The sequence below is a fragment of the Eubacteriaceae bacterium Marseille-Q4139 genome (genome assembly GCA_018223415.1).
GTDB lineage: Bacteria > Bacillota > Clostridia > Lachnospirales > Lachnospiraceae > CABSIM01.
The window spans coordinates 425220-443473 of record JAGTTQ010000001.1; the positions used below are offsets into that span (position 1 = coordinate 425220).

Below are 18254 nucleotides of genomic sequence, written 5' to 3' on the forward strand. Positions count from 1 at the left end.
TCTCTCCTTTTAGGCTTCCGCCTTCGCGGCGCTCTCGCGCATCTTGTTGGGCGATTTCCCGTAATACTTTTTAAAGCAGTAGCTGAAATAATGCTGGTCGCTGTATCCGCAGCGGCCGGCGATCTCCTGAATCTTAAAGGAAGTGCAGAGCAGGTACTCCTTCGCCTTCTCCATCCGCTTTTTCGTGAGGAGGCTGATAAACGTCTCGCCTGTGTTCTTTTTGATGGTGGCGCTTAAGTAGTTGGAGCTGATATGGAGCCGCTCGCTTAATGAGACGAGCGTCAGCATCTCGTCGGCATATTCTGCGTCGATGATTTGGATGGCCTTGTCGGAAAGGATTTCCGAGCTCACCTTCCTGTGGTTGGAGATGATCTCCTGGGCCTGGCGGCAGAGGCCGATGACCTTGGCCTGCACCGCATCGATGGAATTCTGGGTAAAGCCCTTTTCCAGGAACGAAAACCGGGAGAGAATTTCAAGCGGCACGTTGTTGTTCAAGGACATGTTGACGGTGCGGTAGACTGTGGACAAAATCTGGATCACAAGAAGCTCGCAGGTGGTCCCGGCGTTCTGATCGTTTCTGACGCGTGAAAACAGCTCGTCCAGAAATTCCTCCAGTTCCGCCCGGCTCCCCGTCTTGATGAGCTGATCCAGGGTATTGACCGTGTCCTCAATATATTCAAACCGCCTTACGTCCCGCGGCTCGATGTCGGAGATGAACTGGATCCCGGCGCTCCCGGCAGGGATATAGTGCATGGCCGCCAGCGCCTCCGAATAGGCGGCGCCGCCGACGGCAATCTCGGAAAATTCCCGGCTTACGCCGATCCGCGTTTTAAGCCCGAGAATCCGCTCGGCACTCTGTGCGATTTCCGTCACCAGGATATGAATGTATTTTCCGGCATCTCTCCCGACGGCGGAAACCACGGAGATAAGCTTCCCGCCGGAACAGATACTTCCGTACTGCATGTATTTTTTTAAGATGGAATCCACGAACGGCAGAAGCTCCGGCTCCGTCCTGTTTTTCCCCTCTGCGTCCTCCATGCTCGTCACCAGGATCAGGTACCGTACCTCCGTCTCCGGGGCTTTTTTCAGGCCCAGTTCGGCCGCTTTCCGCTCCAGAAGCGCTTTCCGCCCGCCGCCGCGTCCAAAGGACAAGTCGTCCTGATCCATGAGAAGCGGCGTCAAAAATTCCATCAACGCCAGCCGGTGTTCTTTGTCCCGCAGACCGCTGTCCACAGCGCCGTTTTTCATCTCGAAAAACCGCTTGTCCAGCTTCTCCTTGATCCGCCTTAATTCCACGGTCAGCTCCTCGGCGGAAATGGGCTTTAACAGGTAGCTGATGATGTTGTACTGGATGGCCTGCTGGGCGTAGGCGAAGCTGTCGTAGCCGCTTAAAAAGGCGATCTGCATGGACGGGCGAATCTCCCTGGCCTGCCTGGCAAGCTCGATGCCGGAGACGAAGGGCATCTTGATATCCGTGAGCAGCAGGTCGGGGCCCAGCTTTTCCACCAGCTCCAGCGCTTCAGCCCCGTTCTCCGCCTCGCCGATGATCTCGAAGCCGATGGCGTTCCAGTCGATTTTATGTATGATGGCTTTCCTTAAATCTTCTTCGTCGTCTGCAAAAATTACTGTGTACATGAAGACTCCGTTTCTTTCGTTTTTTATATGGATAGTTTACCATCCTGCGGGCGGGAAATCAACTGGGGAGACGAGCAAACCGTTTTCCATTTATAAAATGCATGGATTGAGCTATGATAATGATTATAAAAGCATTCCATTCCTGAAATCACTTCTTTTCTTTATCAATTCTATTCTGCCAGGCGGAAACGAAAGGTGGAATCTAATAACCCGAAAGCAAATTGGATCTTTTTCAGATGGCATAATTCATCTTCTTCAGTTAGGCATTCCTGCCGGAACTCCAATCTATACTTAATTTTTTGCATAAGAAAAGCCCTGAAGGATTTCTTTTCCTCAAGGCTTTGTTACATGCTATCTAACATATTACTTTATGTATTGCAAATCTCCGTTCCGCAACATCTGAAACTTTTCATCATATATCTCATCAAACACTTGTTTAATTGGCACACTATCTCGTTGGTGACCAGATATCGACCAAACCTTATATTCCGTCTGATTCTTCAAAAACGCAGATAAATGATCGTAATATTCCTGCATTTCAGATTTTTGCTTTCCCATCTTCATCAGCTTATAGAATACACCTAAGATACTAATACAATGAACCGGCATTTCTAAACTTGTAATACTCTGTCTTGCTTTAAAATCATCTGAACAGAATATATACACCCGATTACCGTACAGCACCTTCATCATTTGAATTAATACATAGGTCTTTTTCTCGCCTAGTCCCTTTTTATGTGGAACCTTATCATCGCAATCCTTTAATGCCGCCAAAAAGGCCTCAACATCGTTCAGGTTCTCCATCTCATTCAAAGAACCATAGTACTGTTTATAAAAATTGACATTAAAAGTATCACAACTTGTTTCCAGTAACTCTAAATATATGCTTGTTGCTTTTCCTCCATATACTTTTCCTAATTCACTTATAATCTCTCGATCCGAATACGATTTCACTTTTCCTGCTTTAATTTTCTCTTCAAGCCAAGGATTCGGATCCGGATTCAGTTTATGTCTGCTCAGTTCTTTCTTTATCATTTCATGACAGAAAAACTCATACTCCGCAAATTCCATTACAAAGTCTGTCAACGTATGATTTTTTGCATTTCTTGCTAAATGTGATTTATACAAAAAGTCAGTATCCAGCAAGGCATATTTTTTGTCCATTTCCATAGGCACTACCTCACTGTTTTCTTAAACTTTTCATTATTTCACTCAATCTGTTCTTATCACTTGCTAACCGTTCATCGCGAACAGCATCCAACTGCTCCACATCATACATCAATTCAGGTAAGCTTCCAAATCTAATGAAATCCTTAGGTATCTCCTGCCAGCGTGCAGCTTTTCCCGTAAGTTCCATTTGTCTGCAAATTTCCTTTTCTTCAACTTGCAAGAGATTCTTTGCAGCTTTAACATCAATCTTGTTTTCCTCCAAGAGACGAAGTACCGCTGCCTTATAAGGAATTGCAAAAATGTCCATTATCTTAAGCACCGTCTGCACTGAAATATCTTTATATGATAAATTGTACACATCCGTCTGCTCATCAAGCCGCTCCTTTGGAGCCAGTAAAAAGGCTGCAAAAGCATTGGCTTCCATATCCTCAATCTCTTTTGCTTCTTCATCTATAATACCAGATTCCAAAATTGACCCAGATTGTAATAATGCGGAATCATGCCCCTCGAAATAGCAATAAATATGATACAATTCATGTGCTGTTGCAAATATCTGCTTTGATAATGGCAACGCAGAATTAACCATAACAAACATTCTTCCTTTACGAATGAAAGTACATGCACACAAATCGGCATCTTCAATAGGATATCTCAGCATATCAAAGGGCATATCATGTCGTGCCACATAATTCTCCAACACGTTGAAGATATCATCCTGAATAATATTATTCTTATTATAGAGCGAATTAAAACTTGTTGCACATTCACTTATTTTTGTATATTTCTTTCTATCTTTAATATAAAGGCTATTATCCAAAACTCGGCACATAGTTCTAAGCCTCCCATGGTTTCATCATTTCCTCAGCATTTTCACGAGTACGTGCATAAAAACAAATAAGATTTGCAATCTCATCTGCAATTCCAAGTCCATCCTTTGCTTCCTGAGATTCCACCTTTCCCATAAAAGCCTTTACCGCATTCGTTTCTACATCCACTGCTGGGGGGTTAACAAGATTTTCCATGGAAGTACCCAGAAACTCCGAAATTTTCTGCAGTTCAATTGCATTAATCATCCTTCCACCGGTAAGCATCTTGCTTATCACTTGCTTGGACACCCCGAGATAGTCTGCAAGATCAATCTGCTTTTTTCCGTTCTGTTTCATAATATTCATTATATTGTTGCTAATAATCTCGCTTGCCTTTACCATCATCGTTACCTCCAACATAATTCAAAGCATCTTCTTTCTTCTACACTTTCATTATATTCGTAGCATCAGAAAAAATCAACATTCTCTTAACTCTATTTCTTTATTTTGCCCTGTTTTGTCCCTATATTCACAACTCTTTTAGACTTAATAACATTGCAACGGCACGGTGGAACTTTTCGATAACATTGCGAAAACTCTTTTTTACAATGATAGTATTACTACCGTAAAATCTTACATGGTCTTATGTATCAATCTGTGCTATACTCTTTACAGGCATATCTGCCAATACACATGCTGGAGGCTGTCATGAGTGAAGAGAAAAATGGTTCCTATAAGGGCTTAGCCGAAGCTCGTTGAAGAGCGAACAAAAAATATAATGATCGTTTCGTTGAAATCAAGGTTCATGTCCCCCCCAAAGAAGCGTACCATCATTAAAGACCACGCAGAAAAGATGGGTGAAAGTGCCACTGCCTTTATCAGTAGAGCAATCGCTGAAGCCATGAAACGCGATCAGGAATCAAATCCCGAAACGTAAAAATCCGGTGACGTATGGATACATTTCCACACATCACCGGATGATTTTTTCTCTCATGAGTTATCTCCGTTGTGTAATTTTCTATATGAGTATATTTGCAACAAGGCTCCCCATCTGCATGTTTTTTCATTATTTTCTACACATTTCAAATGGTCTAAACTTGGTCTAAAACAGGACTCTGAAGCTTCATTTTCCAAGATAAATCAAGACTTTTTAGAGAGTTGCCAGTATGTTGCCATGATTGCAGAAAAAGCCATTTACAGGAAAAAATATGCTCCCTCCCAGGCCGCAGGCGTTTCTTATCCCGCCTGCATCCCCGGAAGGGAGCATATCATTTTCATGCAGAAACTTTTTTACATCTTCTCCCCCGGCACCACCGGCACGGCTCCCTCCGGAACCGGGCAGTAGTATCCGCCGTAGCGTTTCATCTTCGCGTCAAATTCGTCCTTAGCTGCCTTTATAAGCTCCGGCTTTTCCATCAGGTCAATGGCCGTGGCGGCGATGACCTTTCCGGCCAGAAGCATAGCCTTATGGGCGATGGACGTATGGCCGCAGGACACGTTCTGCCAGGAATGCCCCGGCGCCTTGGACGGGTACGTGGCCGTATTGATCTGCGCCGTCGGCACGCACCAGCTCACGTCGCCCACGTCGGTGGAACCCATGCGCGGCTTCTCGGAATAGAGATACGGCACGATAAAATCGTTGATGGGCTTCGTCCCGTGGCAGGACTTCTCATCCACATAGGCATAAATGTCAGGGTCTTCCTCCGTAGCTGCGCCCGGAAGGCTGTCGTCCTTCATCTCATAGGAATCATAAAGAGCCTGGGCAAACTTCACCTCGTCCTCGGTGTACTCCGGCACGCCGATTTCGCTGAAATTCTCATAAAGCAGGGATTCCAGCGCCTTGTTGGGCACGGAATTGGAGCAGCCGTCGATGAACTTCTTCTCCATGGTCGTATCCGTCATCATGGAAGCTGCCAGCGCAATCCTATCGACCCGCTCCTGAAGAGCAATGGCGTCCTTTGCCCAAATGGAACGAACCATGTAAAGCACCTGCGCCCTCGGCTGAACCACGTTGGGAGAGGCTCCGCCGGCGTCGGTGATGGAATAGTGGATTCTCGCGCTGTCCGGCATGTGCTCGCGCAAAAACTGCACGGCCACATTCATAAGCTCCACGGCGTCCAGGGCGGAACGTCCCTTTTCCGGCGCTCCTGCCGCATGGGAAGCCACGCCTGTAAACTTATACTCCGTCTGGATGCAGGTGTTGCAGGTTCCCGACGTCACCTGGTTCACGTTGCCGGGATGCCAGGTTAAGCAGGCATCGCACTCGGCAAACACGCCGTCGCGGGCCATGAACGCCTTCGTCGCTGCGCCTTCCTCGCCGGGGCATCCGTAGAAAATCACGGTTCCGCTTCCCTCGCCCTTTTCTTCCAGATATTTCTTTAAGGCAAAGGCAGCCGCCATGGAACCGGCGCCAAGGAGATTATGGCCGCAGCCGTGGCCGTTTCCGTCGGGGACAAGCTCCTTTCTCTCCGAAAGACCTGCCACCTGGGAAAGCCCTGTCAGAGCATCATACTCGGCCAGGATGCCGATAACCGGCTTCCCGGAGCCGTAGGAGGCCTTTAAGGCCGTCTCAATATTGTCGAAAGGATGCTCAACCACAAAGCCCTCTTCCTCAAACACCTTTGCATACAAATCACCGGACTTGTACTCACGCAGAGAAAGCTCCGCATACTCCCAGATCTTGTCGGACACCTCCGTAATCAGGTCTGCCCGCTCATCAATATAATCCAAAATCTTCTTTTTTCCGTCCGTCACGCTGCTTTCCTCCTGTTTCCTGATATAATGCTGGGGCCAAAAGGATTTATGGCCTTCTGACCCTGGTATCCTAATATAATACCTTGCTTAAAAATTCCTGTGTACGCGGGTTCTGGGGATGGTTGAACACCTCGTCCGGCGATCCCTTTTCCGCGATGATACCGCCGTCCATAAAGAAGACGCGGTCGGAAATCTCCTTTGCAAATCCCATCTCATGCGTCACGATGACTGTCGTAAGTCCTGTCTTCACCAGGTTTTTAATAACCTGGAGAACCTCGCCGACCATCTCCGGGTCAAGGGCCGATGTTGGCTCATCGAACAGCATCACATCCGGCTCCATGGCAAGGGCCCTTACAATGGCAAGACGCTGCTTCTGGCCGCCGGAAAGCTTTTTCGGATACTGATCCCATTTTTCCAGAAGTCCGACCCTGGAAAGGAGATCCTTTGCCATCTCGTCGGCCTCCTTCTGCTTCTTTTTCCCGAGAAGCACAGGCGCCAGCGTCACATTTTTCGAGACGGTCAGGTTATTGAACACGTTGAAATGCTGGAACACCATGCCCATCTTCTGACGGTGCACGTTGATGTCCACGCTCTTATCTGTAATATCCACGCCCTCGAAATAAATATGGCCGGATGTGGGCACCTCCAGAAGGTTCAGACAGCGCAGGAAGGTACTTTTTCCGCCGCCGGACGGGCCGATGACCGAAACCACCTCTCCTTTGCTGATCTGCTCTGTCACCCCGCGGAGTACCTGGAGGCTTCCGAAGGATTTATGTAAGTCCTCTACACGGATTAAAACATTATCGTTCACTTGCACTCAACCTCCTCTCAAGCAGGGCAATTAACTTCGATAAAATAAAGGTCAGAAGGAAATAGATAATACCGATGATCGTAAGGGGTTCCAGAACGCGGAACGTAATGCCCTGGATCGTCTTAAACTGGGTCATCAGCTCGCCGATGAAGAAGGTGGATGCCAGGGAGGTCTCCTTGACGATGGCCACGAACTCATTGCAGAGCGCCGGCAGGATGTTCTTGACTGCCTGGGGAAGGACGATGTTTAACATAGTCTGGCGGCTGTTAAGTCCCAGGGAGCGGGCCGCCTCGGTCTGGCCGATGTCTACGGCCTGGATTCCGGCGCGCACGATCTCACAGACGTATGCCGTGGAGTTGACGCAGCAGGCAACCATGACGCAGGTGAACTCGCTGAGGTTCAAAAACGGCAGCCACTGGGGCAGCATAAAATAGAAGAAATACAACTGGAGCAGGATCGGTGTACCGCGGATGATCTCCACGTATGCCGTTGCAATGGCGCGGAAGGGCTTAACCTTTCCAATCCCCCAGTTGCTGCGCCGCAGCAGGGCCATCAGGGAACCTGAAATGGTACTGATGAATACGGTCACAAGACCCATGTAGACGGTCATCCCAAGACCTTCCAGGAACAGGGACCAGTACCGTTCCCAGACCTGAAGCATGATGCTGAAAAATTCCATGCGCTTTAAAGCTCCTCTCTTCGTTTTTCCCCGCGCCGCGGGCGGGACACATAGCTGCAAGCATAGAGCCGCTTGCAGGGCTTTTGCAGCAGACAACGGCCTTCCCGGCGATGAACCGGGAAGACCGGATTGGGGGCCTGAAAAGGTTCCTGTCTGTCTGATTGATTAGTGTGTTTCGATTCCGAGGCTGTTGGCAAGCTCCATCGCGTCTGCCTTCCATACTTCGTACAGCCCGTTCTCATTTACTTCGTCAATAACTTCATTGACTGCGGCAAGAAGTTCTTCATTGCCTTTCTTAACAGCAACCACGTTTCCGTCGCTCTCATACTCAAACATGAAATCTGCCATGGCAACTTCCGGATAAGACTGGGAAAGGGAAATTCCGTTCTCGCCGGAAACGGCAAGGGCGTCAATCTTTCCTGTCGTCAGCATCAGGACGCCGTCGGTAACAGCAAGCACCGGCTGAAGATCTACGTCGGACGGAAGCTGTGCCGTGCAGAGCTGCATCTGAAGGGAAGCATTCTGAGCAGCTACCTTCTTGCCGGAGAAAGCTTCTGCCGTGTTGTAGTCAGATGTCTGATCCTTCAGAACGAGAAGGCCCTGGCCGGCCTTGGAAGCCTGGTTGTACGGAGTGGAAAGGCCTGCTGCCTCCGCACGCTCCTCGGTGTAGGCAAATCCGGAAATACCCATGTTGATGGTATCGGAGGAAAGGCCCTGGATGATGGCGCCGAACTCCATCGGCTTAATCTCTAACTCAACGCCAAGTCTCTCGGCAATATATTTTGCAAGCTCGATATCTGCGCCGACGTATTCGGTGGTACCGGAGCTTACGTCCTTGAACTCCCAGGGAGCGAAATCAGGAGCCGTTCCAAGGGAAATCTTTCCGGAATTGATAATTTTTGCAAGCTCTCCGTCCGGAGACATATTCTTTACGGCCTCTAAGGTGTCGCCGTCTGCCTCAGCCGCTGCGGCCTCGGTCTCTGCCGCCGTCTCGGACTCCGCTTCTGTTTCTTCCGTCTCAGCCGCCGTCGTTGTCTCAGCGGCGGTTGTTGTTTCTGCTGCCGTTGTGGCGGCTGCCGTCGTTTCTGTATTCTGGCTTCCGCAGCCTGCCAGCGCCGCGATGGAAATGGCTGCTGCTAATGTCGCAAATAAAAATTTCTTTTTCATAATCCTCTCTCCTCTTTTTGCTTTCAGTTTCCTCGGGCTGCCGGCCATTTTTGCCGGCCGCCTTTGTTGATATGCATTATAATGCATAAATATTCTTTTGTAAAGAGTTTTTTTCACTTTTTATGCATTTTTTAAGGGCATGTCATGCATACACAGACATGCCCTCGCATTTTTAAATCTCTGCAATGTTGATTAAGGTCAGCTCTTTCGCCCTGTTTTCCATGCTGGTGACGAGGGCTCTGGCCGTATCAACGGCTGTCAGAACCGTGACGCCGGTCTCGATGGCGTTCCGGCGGATGACGAAGCCGTCGCGGCTGCGCTCGGCGCCCTGAGCCGGGATGTCGATGACAAGGTCGATCTCATGGCCAAGGATCAGATCCAGGATATTGGGGGAATCCTGCTCGATCTTCGGTACCTGGATGGCCTTGACGCCATGGCTGTTCAGAAACTTTGCCGTTCCGGCCGTGGAGAAGATCTTGTAGCCAAGGGCGGCAAACCGCTCGGCAATCTCTGTCATCTCCGGTTTGTCGGAATCGCGCACCGTGATAATCATGTTCTTATATTTCGGAAGCTTGATTCCGGCGCCCTGGAAGGCCTTATAAAGCGCCTCGTTGAAGCTCTTTGCAATGCCGAGGCACTCGCCGGTGGACTTCATCTCCGGCCCGAGGCTGATATCGGCGCCGCGGATCTTCTCGAAGGAGAAGACAGGCATCTTGATGGCAAAGTAATCGGCTTCCTTCTGGAGTCCCGGCGTATAGCCAAGCTCTTTGATCGTATGGCCGCAGATGATCCTGGTCGCAAAGGGCACAATCGGGATGCCCGTCACCTTGCTAATGTACGGCACGGTTCTCGAGGAGCGCGGGTTCACCTCGATGATGTAGACGTTATCGCCGTCCACGATGAACTGGATGTTGATCATGCCCTTTACGTGCAGGGCGCGGGCCAGCTTTTCGGTGTAGTCGACGATGGTCTTTTTGTTGCCCTCGGTGATGCTCTGGGCCGGGTACACGGAGATGCTGTCGCCGGAATGGATACCGGTGCGCTCGATGTGCTCCATGATGCCGGGGATTAAAATGTCGGTGCCGTCACAGATGGCGTCTACCTCGATTTCCTTGCCCATGATGTATTTGTCAACCAGGATCGGGTGTTCCTGGGCGATCTGGTTGATGATGCCGATGAACTCGTCGATGTCCTGGTCGTTGATGGCGATCTGCATGCCCTGGCCGCCCAGCACGTAGGACGGGCGCACGAGCACCGGGTAGCCAAGCTCGTTGGCTGCGCGCTTTGCCTCTTCGGCCGTGAACACGGTCTGTCCCTTCGGTCTCGGGATGCCGCACTGCTCCAAGATCTTGTCGAACAGCTCCCTGTCCTCGGCCGCATCCACGTCCTCGGCCGCGGTTCCTAAAATCGGGACGCCCATTTTCATAAGAGCTTCCGTCAGCTTGATGGCCGTCTGGCCGCCGAACTGGACGACAGCACCGTCAGGCTGTTCCAGATCCACGATGCTCTCCACGTCCTCCGGCGTCAGCGGCTCAAAATACAGCTTGTCTGCAATGTCGAAATCGGTGCTGACCGTCTCCGGGTTGTTGTTGATGATGATCGTCTCATATCCCTCTTTGGAAAATGCCCAGGTGCTGTGAACCGAACAGAAGTCGAACTCGATACCCTGTCCGATGCGGATGGGGCCGGAGCCGAGGACGAGCACCTTCTTTTTCGTCTTTGTGCCGTCGGCCTCGTTCTCGCTTCCGAAGCAGGAGTAGTAATACGGCGTCTCGGCGGCAAACTCGGCGGCGCAGGTATCTACCATCTTGAAGGCGGCGCGGATGCCGTTTTCATGGCGCATGCTCTTTACGTCAGCCTGGGAAAGGCCTGTGAGCCGCGCAATGACCGTATCCGGAAACTCGACGCGCTTTGCTTCCTTTAAAAGCTCCGGCGTCATGTCTTTTCCGGCTTCCTTAAGGGCCGCTTCCATCTCCACCAGGATCGCCAGCTTGTCAATAAACCAGATGTCAATCTTTGTGGCGCTGTGAATCAGCTCGTAGGAGAAGCCGCGGCGCAGGGCCTCTGCGATGACCCAGATCCGCCTGTCGTCCACTTTTCTTAACTCTTCCATCAGGGCGATGTCGGTAAGTTCGCTGTAATCATAGGAAAGAAGGCAGTCCACGTGCTGTTCCAGGGAGCGGATGGCCTTCATGAGGGCGCCCTCGAAATTGGTGCAGATACTCATGACCTCGCCGGTGGCCTTCATCTGGGTTCCTAACGTCCTCTTGGCGCTGATGAACTTGTCGAACGGGAGACGCGGCATCTTTACAACCACATAGTCGAGCATCGGCTCGAAGCTTGCGTAGGTCTTCTTCGTGACAGCGTTTTTGATCTCATCCAGGGTATAGCCCAGGGCGATCTTTGCGGCCACCTTGGCTATCGGATAGCCGGTGGCTTTGGACGCCAGGGCCGAAGAACGGCTCACACGCGGGTTTACCTCGATGACGCAGTATTCAAAGCTGTTGGGGTTTAAGGCATACTGCACGTTGCAGCCGCCGGTGATCCCAAGCTCGGTGATAATCTTTAAAGCGGAGGTACGGAGCATCTGGTACTCCTTGTCCCCCAGGGTCTGAGACGGCGCCACGACAATGGAGTCGCCTGTATGGACGCCGACCGGGTCGATGTTTTCCATGTTGCAGACCGTAATCACGTTGCCTGCGCCGTCGCGCATAACCTCGTACTCGATCTCCTTCCAGCCGGAAATGCACCGCTCCACAAGCACCTGGCCGACGCGGGAAAGCCTTAAACCGTTTTCCAGGATTTCGGCGCACTGTTCGGGATTTTCTGCGATGCCGCCGCCGGAGCCGCCCAGGGTATAGGCCGGACGCAACACGACGGGATAGCCGATTCTTGCAGCCACCTCGAGGCCTGCATTCACGTCCTCGACGATCTCGGACGGTGCTACCGGCTCGCCGATTTTTTCCATGGTCTCCTTAAACATCTCACGGTCCTCGGCCTTTTTAATGGTAAGGGCCGTGGTTCCGATGAGGCGGACGTTGTGCTCCCTTAAGAAGCCGGCCTCCTCAAGCTCCATGGCAAGGTTTAAGCCAGCCTGGCCGCCGAGAGTCGGAAGGACGCTGTCCGGCTGTTCCTTTAAAATTAACTGTTCTACGACCTCCACGGTCAGCGGCTCGATGTACACCCGGTCTGCAATGTCTTTATCTGTCATGATGGTGGCCGGGTTGGAGTTTAAGAGGACAACTTCGATGCCCTCTTCCTTTAAGGAACGGCAGGCCTGGGTTCCTGCATAGTCGAACTCCGCCGCCTGTCCAATGATGATCGGGCCGGAGCCCAGAACGAGAACTTTCTTGATATCAGGATTCTTTGGCATTATTTTCCCTCCTCCATCATGCGTAAAAACCGGTCAAACAGATATCCCGAATCCTGCGGTCCCGGGCAGGCCTCCGGGTGGTACTGAACCGTAAAAATGTTCTTTCCAACATACTTTAAGCCCTCGTTGGTGCCGTCGTTGACGTTTACGAAGGCCTCCTTTGCGATCTTCGGATCCACCGTCTCCATGTTCACGGCGTAGCCATGGTTCTGGGAAGAAATGTAGACGCGTCCCGTCTCCAGATCCTTGACCGGATGGTTTCCGCCGCGGTGGCCGTATTTTAATTTGTAGGTTTCGGCGCCGGTGGCCAGCGCCATGAGCTGATGGCCAAGGCAGATGGCAAAAATCGGCACATCGGATTCATAAAGCTTTCTTACTTCCTTAATAATATCCACGTTCTCCGCAGGATCCCCCGGGCCGTTGGACAGCATAATGCCGTCGGGTTTATCCTTTAAGACCTCCTCAGCCGGAGTATCGGCCGGATACACCGTCACTTCCATGCCCCTCTCATTTAACGACCTGGCGATGTTCCTCTTTGCACCGTAGTCCATGAGCGCCACGCGTTTTCCGTTCCCCGGAAGCACATATTTTTCCTTCGTGCTGGTTTTTAAGACAACACCAGTCACCGCGTACTCTTTGATGCGCGCTTTCACTTCCTCAAGGTCATAATCGCCGTTGGTGGTGATCATGCCGTTCATGGTTCCTTTTTCTCTTAAAATTTTTGTGAGGGCTCTTGTATCGATACCACTGATACCTGGAATATCCTGCTCTTTTAAGAAATGATCGATGGTGTCCCCGCTTCTGAAATTGCTGGGAATTCTGGATAACTCTCTGACAATATAGCCGTCCGGCCATGCACGTTTCGATTCCATATCATCACGGCAAATACCGTAATTGCCAATTAACGGATAAGTCATCACCACAGCCTGCCCTGCATAGGACGGGTCGGTCAGGACTTCCAGATAACCGGTCATGGAGGTGTTAAAAACAATTTCACTGATTACTTCCCTGGCGGAACCGATGCTCGTACCTTCAAAAACGGTTCCGTCTTCCAGAATTAAATATGCTTTCATGACGCCACCCTTTCTTCTTTTTTGGGCACTGATTTTTGCCCAAATTTTCACTATGATATCACATTCCCCGTCATTTTTCAACTGGTTTTCGACGAAAATATCGGCGGAAAGAAGGTGGGAATCAGGGAAATTTTCCTGTTAGAAACGGCGGATTTTTGCTAAAAAGTTAATTTTATCTCCGACAGGGTTCGTTTTATTGATAATTTGACGGACAGACACTATAATGGAAGAAAATGAGAGGGGGACAGTAAAATGAACACACCAACACTTGAAACCGAACGTCTCATTCTCCGGAGATTTACCGGGAAAGACCTTCCGGCCTTTTATGACATTTATAGAGATGAAGAAGTCAACACGTACCTGCCGTGGTTCCCGTTAAAATCCATGGAAGAGGCAGAAGTCTTTTTTAAAGAGCGGTATGCCTCAGAATACGAGCGCCCCTTCGGGTACCGCTACGCCGTCTGCCTAAAAGAGGACGGAATCCCCATCGGCTATGTAAACGTGGACACAGGCGAAAGCCATGACCTTGGCTACGGCCTCAGAAAGGAATTCTGGCGCCGCGGCATCATCACCGAAGCCTGTCAGGCCGTCATAAGCCAGGTAAAAAAAGACGGCATGCCCTATTTAACGGCCACCCACGACGTCAAAAATCCTCGGAGCGGCCATGTAATGCAGGCCCTCGGCATGCGCTACCAGTATTCCTACGAGGAACTCTGGCAGCCGAAAAACTTCCCGGTCGTTTTCCGCATGTACCAGTTAAACCTGGACGGAAACGAAGACCGCGTCTTTAGAAAATACTGGAACCAGTATCCGAACCACTTTGTTGAAAACTTATAAACCGAATGCGCCGGAGAACATGCAGGACAATCCTGCCGTATTCTCCGGCGCAAACCATTTTATCCGCGGGCCTTTTGGCCCTCTTCCTTTTCCAGAAGGTTCGTCATGCTTTTCATGCTCACAAGCAGAGTCGACGTATTATGAAGAAGCGCTGATGCAGCCGGCGCCAGAATCCCGCCAACGCCAAGGAGAATCAGGCCGAAATTAAAGCCGATGACAAACCGGTAATTCCAGTTGACCCGCCGCATTAAGGCATTGCTTAAGGCCTTTAAGGTCACGAGCTGCGTGAGGGCATTCTCGGAAATCGTGATGTCAGCAATCTCCCTTGCAATTTCCGCCCCTTCGCTGATGGCAATCCCCACATCTGCGGCGGAAAGCGCCGGCGAATCGTTAATGCCGTCACCGACCATGATGACCTTTCTTCCTGCCTTCTTTTCCTTCTCCACAAAAGCGGCCTTGTCCTCCGGCAGCACTTCCGAATAATACTCGTCGACGCCGACGCGGGCCGCGATGGCCCGTGCCGTCCGCTCGCTGTCCCCGGTCATCATGACAATCTTGGAGATTCCCAGCTCCTTTAGTTTCCGCATGACCTCAGGCGCTTCCTCGCGGAGCGGATCCTCGATGCAGATCACTGCCGCCAGACGCCCGGCCACGGCCAGATACAAGTGGGAATACTCCGGCGGGAGACTTTCAAATTTCTCCTCCTCGTCCTCCGGCACAACGCATTTCTCATCCTCGAACACAAAATGGCTGCTTCCGATAATCACACGGTCTTCTCCGATGTACGAGGCGATGCCGTGAGCCACGATGTAGTCCACCTTGGAATGCATTTCCTCGTGCACCAGGCCGCGGCGCACCGACTCACTCACGACGGCGTTTGCCATGGAATGAGGGAAATGCTCTTCCAGGCAGGCGGCGATCCGGAGCATCTCGTTCTCCTCCCGCCCTTCAAAGGTCACGACGCCTGCCACCACAGGCCTGGCCTTCGTAAGCGTCCCGGTCTTATCAAAAACAATGGTATCGGCCTCTGCGGCGGCCTCCAGATAGACGCCGCCTTTTACCGTCACCTGATGGCTGCTTGCCTCCCGCATGGCCGAAAGCACCGAAAGGGGCATGGCAAGCTTCAAGGCACAGGAAAAATCCACCATCAGGACAGAGATGGCCTTCGTCACATTTCGCGTAAGAAGCCAGGTAAGGATCGTCCCGCCAAAGCTTAAAGGCACAAGCGCATCGGCCAGGGAGGCCGCTTTCCCTTCCAGCGTGGATTTCAGCTTCTCCGACTCCTCGATCATCGTCACAATCCGCTCGAACCTGGTGGAACCGGCCGCCTTTTTTACGCAGATCGTAATCGTCCCCTCTTCGACGGCCGTGCCGGCGTAGACGTACATGTCCTTTTCCTTTCTCACGGGAACCGCCTCCCCGGTCATGGAAGCCTGGTTCACCATGGCTTCACCTGCGGCCACGATGCCGTCAAGGGGAATCACATTTCCCGTATGCACCGTCACCAGATCGCCCTCTTTGATCTGGGACACCGGAACCAGCACTTCGGTGCCGTCCACATTCTGCCATACCTTTTCGATGTTTAAGGACATGCTTCGCGCCAGGTCGCCGACGGACTTTTTGTGTGTCCACTCCTCCAGAAGCTCTCCGACTCCCAAAAGGAACATGACGGTGCTGGCCGTGTCAAAGTCGCACCTTGCGATGGAAACGGAGATGGCCGCCGCATCCAGCACCTCCACCTCCAGCCGTCCCCGCACAAGGCACCGGATTCCCTTCCACAGGTACCGCACCGACTGCACCGTCGTATAAACGGCACGGACAGGCGCCGGAAAGAACAGCTTCGCCGCCGCCCGCATGAGCACCTTTCCGATTAACTTCTCCTTATATTCCCTGTTAAGCTGTCTTCCGCTGTCCCCCGGGACAAGCTCGTTTAACTTTTTATCCTCATAGGAAAACCGCTTAAGCCCCTCGATCATGTCCTCACGGCTTCCCGTAAATACGACGGAAACGTCGGCCGTCCGCTCATATACCTTCACATCCTTTACCTGCGGCAGAGAAAGCAGATAATAATGAAGAAGGTCTGCCTGCCGAACCGTCATCCGCGCCTGGCAGACATGGAGACGGAGCCGTCCCCGGATTTCATGCCTGATTATAAATTTCATGCTGTCATCTCCTCGTTTTGCAGTTTTCCGGTACCGAACAGGGAACAGCAGCCGCCTGTGGATTCTTCGGTTTTCTCCACAGGCGGCTGCTGTCCCTTCCTATCTTTTACGCGTCTGCCTCAGAAGAAGCTTCCTCGTCTGTGATGACGGCCTCCTCGTCTTCCTCGCGCTTCCGGTTGATTTCCTTTGCCTCCGCCAGGATGTCATCGGCGTTCTCCTGGATCGTCGTGGCCGTCGTCATGACCGTATCCTTCGCCCGAAGTCCTGCTGCCAGGCAGTTTACATAGACTTTCTTCGCATCCTTGCTGGCAAGAACCTTGACTCCGGCCGTTCCAAACAGGACGCCGCCGGCAAAAATCGCAATATTTTTAAGCTTTAAACAATCAAACATCTTTTCATCCTCCTATTTGTGCTTATATCCGGTATAAAAAACCATCACAAAGCAAAAGACTGTGGCCCATGCCCAGAATTTATGATTTTTCATTCCGCCTCTCTCCTTTGCAGTTCCTCTGTTTATTGGTAAAGCCTAACAAATCCGCCCCCGGTTTGTCAAAGCTAACGCACCTTATTGAGAAATCTTATCAACTGGCTCCTGTTCCGGCCTGGAAAGGGGCGCATACTGGTACCCATGCTTCAATACACCAATCTCCTCCAGAACCCGCACCGTCCGGTAAACCGTCGCCATCCCGATGGTACGGTCCCGCTTTGCCGCCTCACAGTAGATCTCTTTGCAGCTTTCCCACTCATTCCCTGCAATCACATCAAAAATCACAAGCCTCTGCTGGGTGATCCGCATCCCCCTCTTCCGGAACTCTTCTATAATCTCCTCTTTTCGCCACATCGTCATGCCCCTCTCTGTGCGCCGCCCATTTGATTAGTTTTAACTAACTCAGTAGTAAAAAAATTCCGGCCATACCGGCTTTTTTGCCTGCGGCGAACCGCGTCGAAACAAACGCTGCTGCCGCAGACATCCCTGCCCGGCATTCCGGATAGGAAACATGTTTATCCATTCTTGGTAACACACTTAGATTAGCACTGACTAACTAACTTGTCAATCTTCTTTTTCCATTTTTTCTCAATCCGGCTCCACGATCCGGTAGCCGACTCCCACTTCGGTGAAAATGTACTGGGGCTGCGCCGGATTTTTCTCGATCTTCCGTCTGATATTTGCCATGTTGACCCGCAGGATCCGGTTGTCGTTCTTCATATTGGGGCCCCAGATTTCCTTAATAATGTAGTCGTAGGTCAGCACCTTTCCCGGATACTTTCCAAGAAGGCTCACGATTTTATACTCATTCTGGGTCAGATTGGCATCTGTGCCGTCCACGAACACCCGGTGTTTGTCATAGTCAATCACAAGTCCGCCTGCCGAAAATGTCCCGGTCTGTGCACCGCCCGGAGAGAGGAACGCCGTCCTCGTGTGGCGGATGGCCGTGCGGATCCTGGCGAGAAGCTCTGACGTTCCGAAGGGCTTCGTGATATAATCGTCGGCTCCCAGATCCAGGGCTGCCACCTTGTCCTTTTCATGTGTCCTTGCTGAGACCACAAGAATCGGCATCGACGACCATTCCCGGACGCTCTTTAAGATCTTCATCCCGTCCATATCCGGAAGTCCCAGATCCAGAATCACAATATCGGGGCACTGGGACGTAACCAGGCTGTACGCCTCGGCGCCTGTATGCGCGATGATTACGTCATAATGGTTTGCCTCCAGAATCGTCTTAAAAAAGCTGCATATATGTTTGTCGTCCTCAATGACGAGTACCCTGTCTTTTATCTCCATATGG

At 51.2% G+C, this 18254-nt stretch carries 15 protein-coding genes; 1 reads left to right on the forward strand and 14 read right to left on the reverse strand.

What is annotated here, in order from left to right; translation table 11 throughout:
• Positions 1-9: 9 nt before the first annotated feature.
• The 10 genes from KE531_02045 to KE531_02090 all read right to left on the reverse strand — a co-directional run bounded on the left by KE531_02045 (position 10) and on the right by KE531_02090 (position 13468).
• A complete protein-coding gene (locus KE531_02045; GenBank protein MBR9952417.1) occupies positions 10-1635 on the reverse strand; it encodes a response regulator in 1626 nt (541 codons plus the stop codon).
• 363 nt (positions 1636-1998) lie between these two features.
• Entirely contained in the window at positions 1999-2805 is an 807-nt protein-coding gene (locus KE531_02050) for a hypothetical protein (protein MBR9952418.1), read from the reverse strand.
• Between the two features lie 10 nt (positions 2806-2815).
• A complete protein-coding gene (locus KE531_02055) occupies positions 2816-3634 on the reverse strand; it encodes an ImmA/IrrE family metallo-endopeptidase (protein ID MBR9952419.1) in 819 nt (272 codons plus the stop codon).
• Positions 3635-3638: 4 nt separating this feature from the next.
• Positions 3639-3977 (reverse strand): helix-turn-helix transcriptional regulator, encoded by a 339-nt coding sequence (locus KE531_02060; protein MBR9952420.1) that lies wholly within the window; start codon positions 3975-3977, stop codon positions 3639-3641.
• Between the two features lie 924 nt (positions 3978-4901).
• The gene (locus KE531_02065; protein MBR9952421.1) at positions 4902-6365 is read right to left on the reverse strand and encodes an amidohydrolase; all 1464 of its coding nucleotides are present in this window, start codon (positions 6363-6365) and stop codon (positions 4902-4904) included.
• A gap of 70 nt (positions 6366-6435) precedes the next feature.
• Positions 6436-7176 carry an amino acid ABC transporter ATP-binding protein gene (locus tag KE531_02070; protein MBR9952422.1) on the reverse strand — a complete coding sequence of 247 codons (741 nt, stop codon included), beginning with the start codon at positions 7174-7176 and terminating at the stop codon, positions 6436-6438.
• A complete protein-coding gene (locus tag KE531_02075) occupies positions 7166-7855 on the reverse strand; it encodes an amino acid ABC transporter permease (GenBank protein ID MBR9952423.1) in 690 nt (229 codons plus the stop codon). Before KE531_02075 ends, KE531_02070 begins: the two co-directional genes overlap by 11 nt.
• 165 nt (positions 7856-8020) lie before the next feature.
• Positions 8021-9022 (reverse strand): transporter substrate-binding domain-containing protein, encoded by a 1002-nt coding sequence (locus KE531_02080; protein MBR9952424.1) that lies wholly within the window; start codon positions 9020-9022, stop codon positions 8021-8023.
• A gap of 172 nt (positions 9023-9194) precedes the next feature.
• Positions 9195-12395: a carbamoyl-phosphate synthase large subunit gene (gene carB, locus KE531_02085; protein ID MBR9952425.1), complete on the reverse strand. Its 3201-nt coding sequence runs from the start codon at positions 12393-12395 to the stop codon at positions 9195-9197.
• Positions 12395-13468, reverse strand: a complete 1074-nt coding sequence (locus KE531_02090; GenBank protein MBR9952426.1) for a carbamoyl phosphate synthase small subunit — start codon at positions 13466-13468, stop codon at positions 12395-12397. Before KE531_02090 ends, carB begins: the two co-directional genes overlap by 1 nt.
• A gap of 252 nt (positions 13469-13720) precedes the next feature.
• On the opposite strand from KE531_02090, the gene KE531_02095 reads away from it, so the two are divergent.
• Positions 13721-14305: a GNAT family N-acetyltransferase gene (locus KE531_02095; GenBank protein ID MBR9952427.1), complete on the forward strand. Its 585-nt coding sequence runs from the start codon at positions 13721-13723 to the stop codon at positions 14303-14305.
• Positions 14306-14364: 59 nt separating this feature from the next.
• On the opposite strand, the gene KE531_02100 is transcribed toward KE531_02095, so the two are convergent.
• The 4 genes from KE531_02100 to KE531_02115 all read right to left on the reverse strand — a co-directional run bounded on the left by KE531_02100 (position 14365) and on the right by KE531_02115 (position 18250).
• Positions 14365-16467 (reverse strand): heavy metal translocating P-type ATPase, encoded by a 2103-nt coding sequence (locus tag KE531_02100; GenBank protein MBR9952428.1) that lies wholly within the window; start codon positions 16465-16467, stop codon positions 14365-14367.
• A gap of 106 nt (positions 16468-16573) precedes the next feature.
• Positions 16574-16858 carry a hypothetical protein gene (locus KE531_02105; GenBank protein ID MBR9952429.1) on the reverse strand — a complete coding sequence of 95 codons (285 nt, stop codon included), beginning with the start codon at positions 16856-16858 and terminating at the stop codon, positions 16574-16576.
• Between the two features lie 174 nt (positions 16859-17032).
• Entirely contained in the window at positions 17033-17308 is a 276-nt protein-coding gene (locus KE531_02110) for a transcriptional repressor (protein ID MBR9952430.1), read from the reverse strand.
• A gap of 234 nt (positions 17309-17542) precedes the next feature.
• Positions 17543-18250 (reverse strand): response regulator transcription factor, encoded by a 708-nt coding sequence (locus KE531_02115; GenBank protein MBR9952431.1) that lies wholly within the window; start codon positions 18248-18250, stop codon positions 17543-17545.
• Positions 18251-18254 lie beyond the last annotated feature (4 nt).

Excerpts from the sequence above, each read along its gene's own strand:
- KE531_02045 (MBR9952417.1), bottom strand. The coding sequence starts at position 1,635 with ATGTACACAGTAATTTTTGCAGACGACGAAGAAGATTTAAGGAAAGCC.
- KE531_02050 (MBR9952418.1), bottom strand. The coding sequence starts at position 2,805 with ATGGAAATGGACAAAAAATATGCCTTGCTGGATACTGACTTTTTGTAT.
- KE531_02055 (MBR9952419.1), bottom strand. The coding sequence starts at position 3,634 with ATGTGCCGAGTTTTGGATAATAGCCTTTATATTAAAGATAGAAAGAAA.
- KE531_02060 (MBR9952420.1), bottom strand. The coding sequence starts at position 3,977 with ATGAATATTATGAAACAGAACGGAAAAAAGCAGATTGATCTTGCAGAC.
- KE531_02075 (MBR9952423.1), bottom strand. The coding sequence starts at position 7,855 with ATGGAATTTTTCAGCATCATGCTTCAGGTCTGGGAACGGTACTGGTCC.
- KE531_02080 (MBR9952424.1), bottom strand. The coding sequence starts at position 9,022 with ATGAAAAAGAAATTTTTATTTGCGACATTAGCAGCAGCCATTTCCATC.
- carB (MBR9952425.1), bottom strand. The coding sequence starts at position 12,395 with ATGCCAAAGAATCCTGATATCAAGAAAGTTCTCGTTCTGGGCTCCGGC.
- KE531_02090 (MBR9952426.1), bottom strand. The coding sequence starts at position 13,468 with ATGAAAGCATATTTAATTCTGGAAGACGGAACCGTTTTTGAAGGTACG.
- KE531_02095 (MBR9952427.1), top strand. The coding sequence starts at position 13,721 with ATGAACACACCAACACTTGAAACCGAACGTCTCATTCTCCGGAGATTT.
- KE531_02100 (MBR9952428.1), bottom strand. The coding sequence starts at position 16,467 with ATGAAATTTATAATCAGGCATGAAATCCGGGGACGGCTCCGTCTCCAT.
- KE531_02105 (MBR9952429.1), bottom strand. The coding sequence starts at position 16,858 with ATGTTTGATTGTTTAAAGCTTAAAAATATTGCGATTTTTGCCGGCGGC.
- KE531_02110 (MBR9952430.1), bottom strand. The coding sequence starts at position 17,308 with ATGTGGCGAAAAGAGGAGATTATAGAAGAGTTCCGGAAGAGGGGGATG.
- KE531_02115 (MBR9952431.1), bottom strand. The coding sequence starts at position 18,250 with ATGGAGATAAAAGACAGGGTACTCGTCATTGAGGACGACAAACATATA.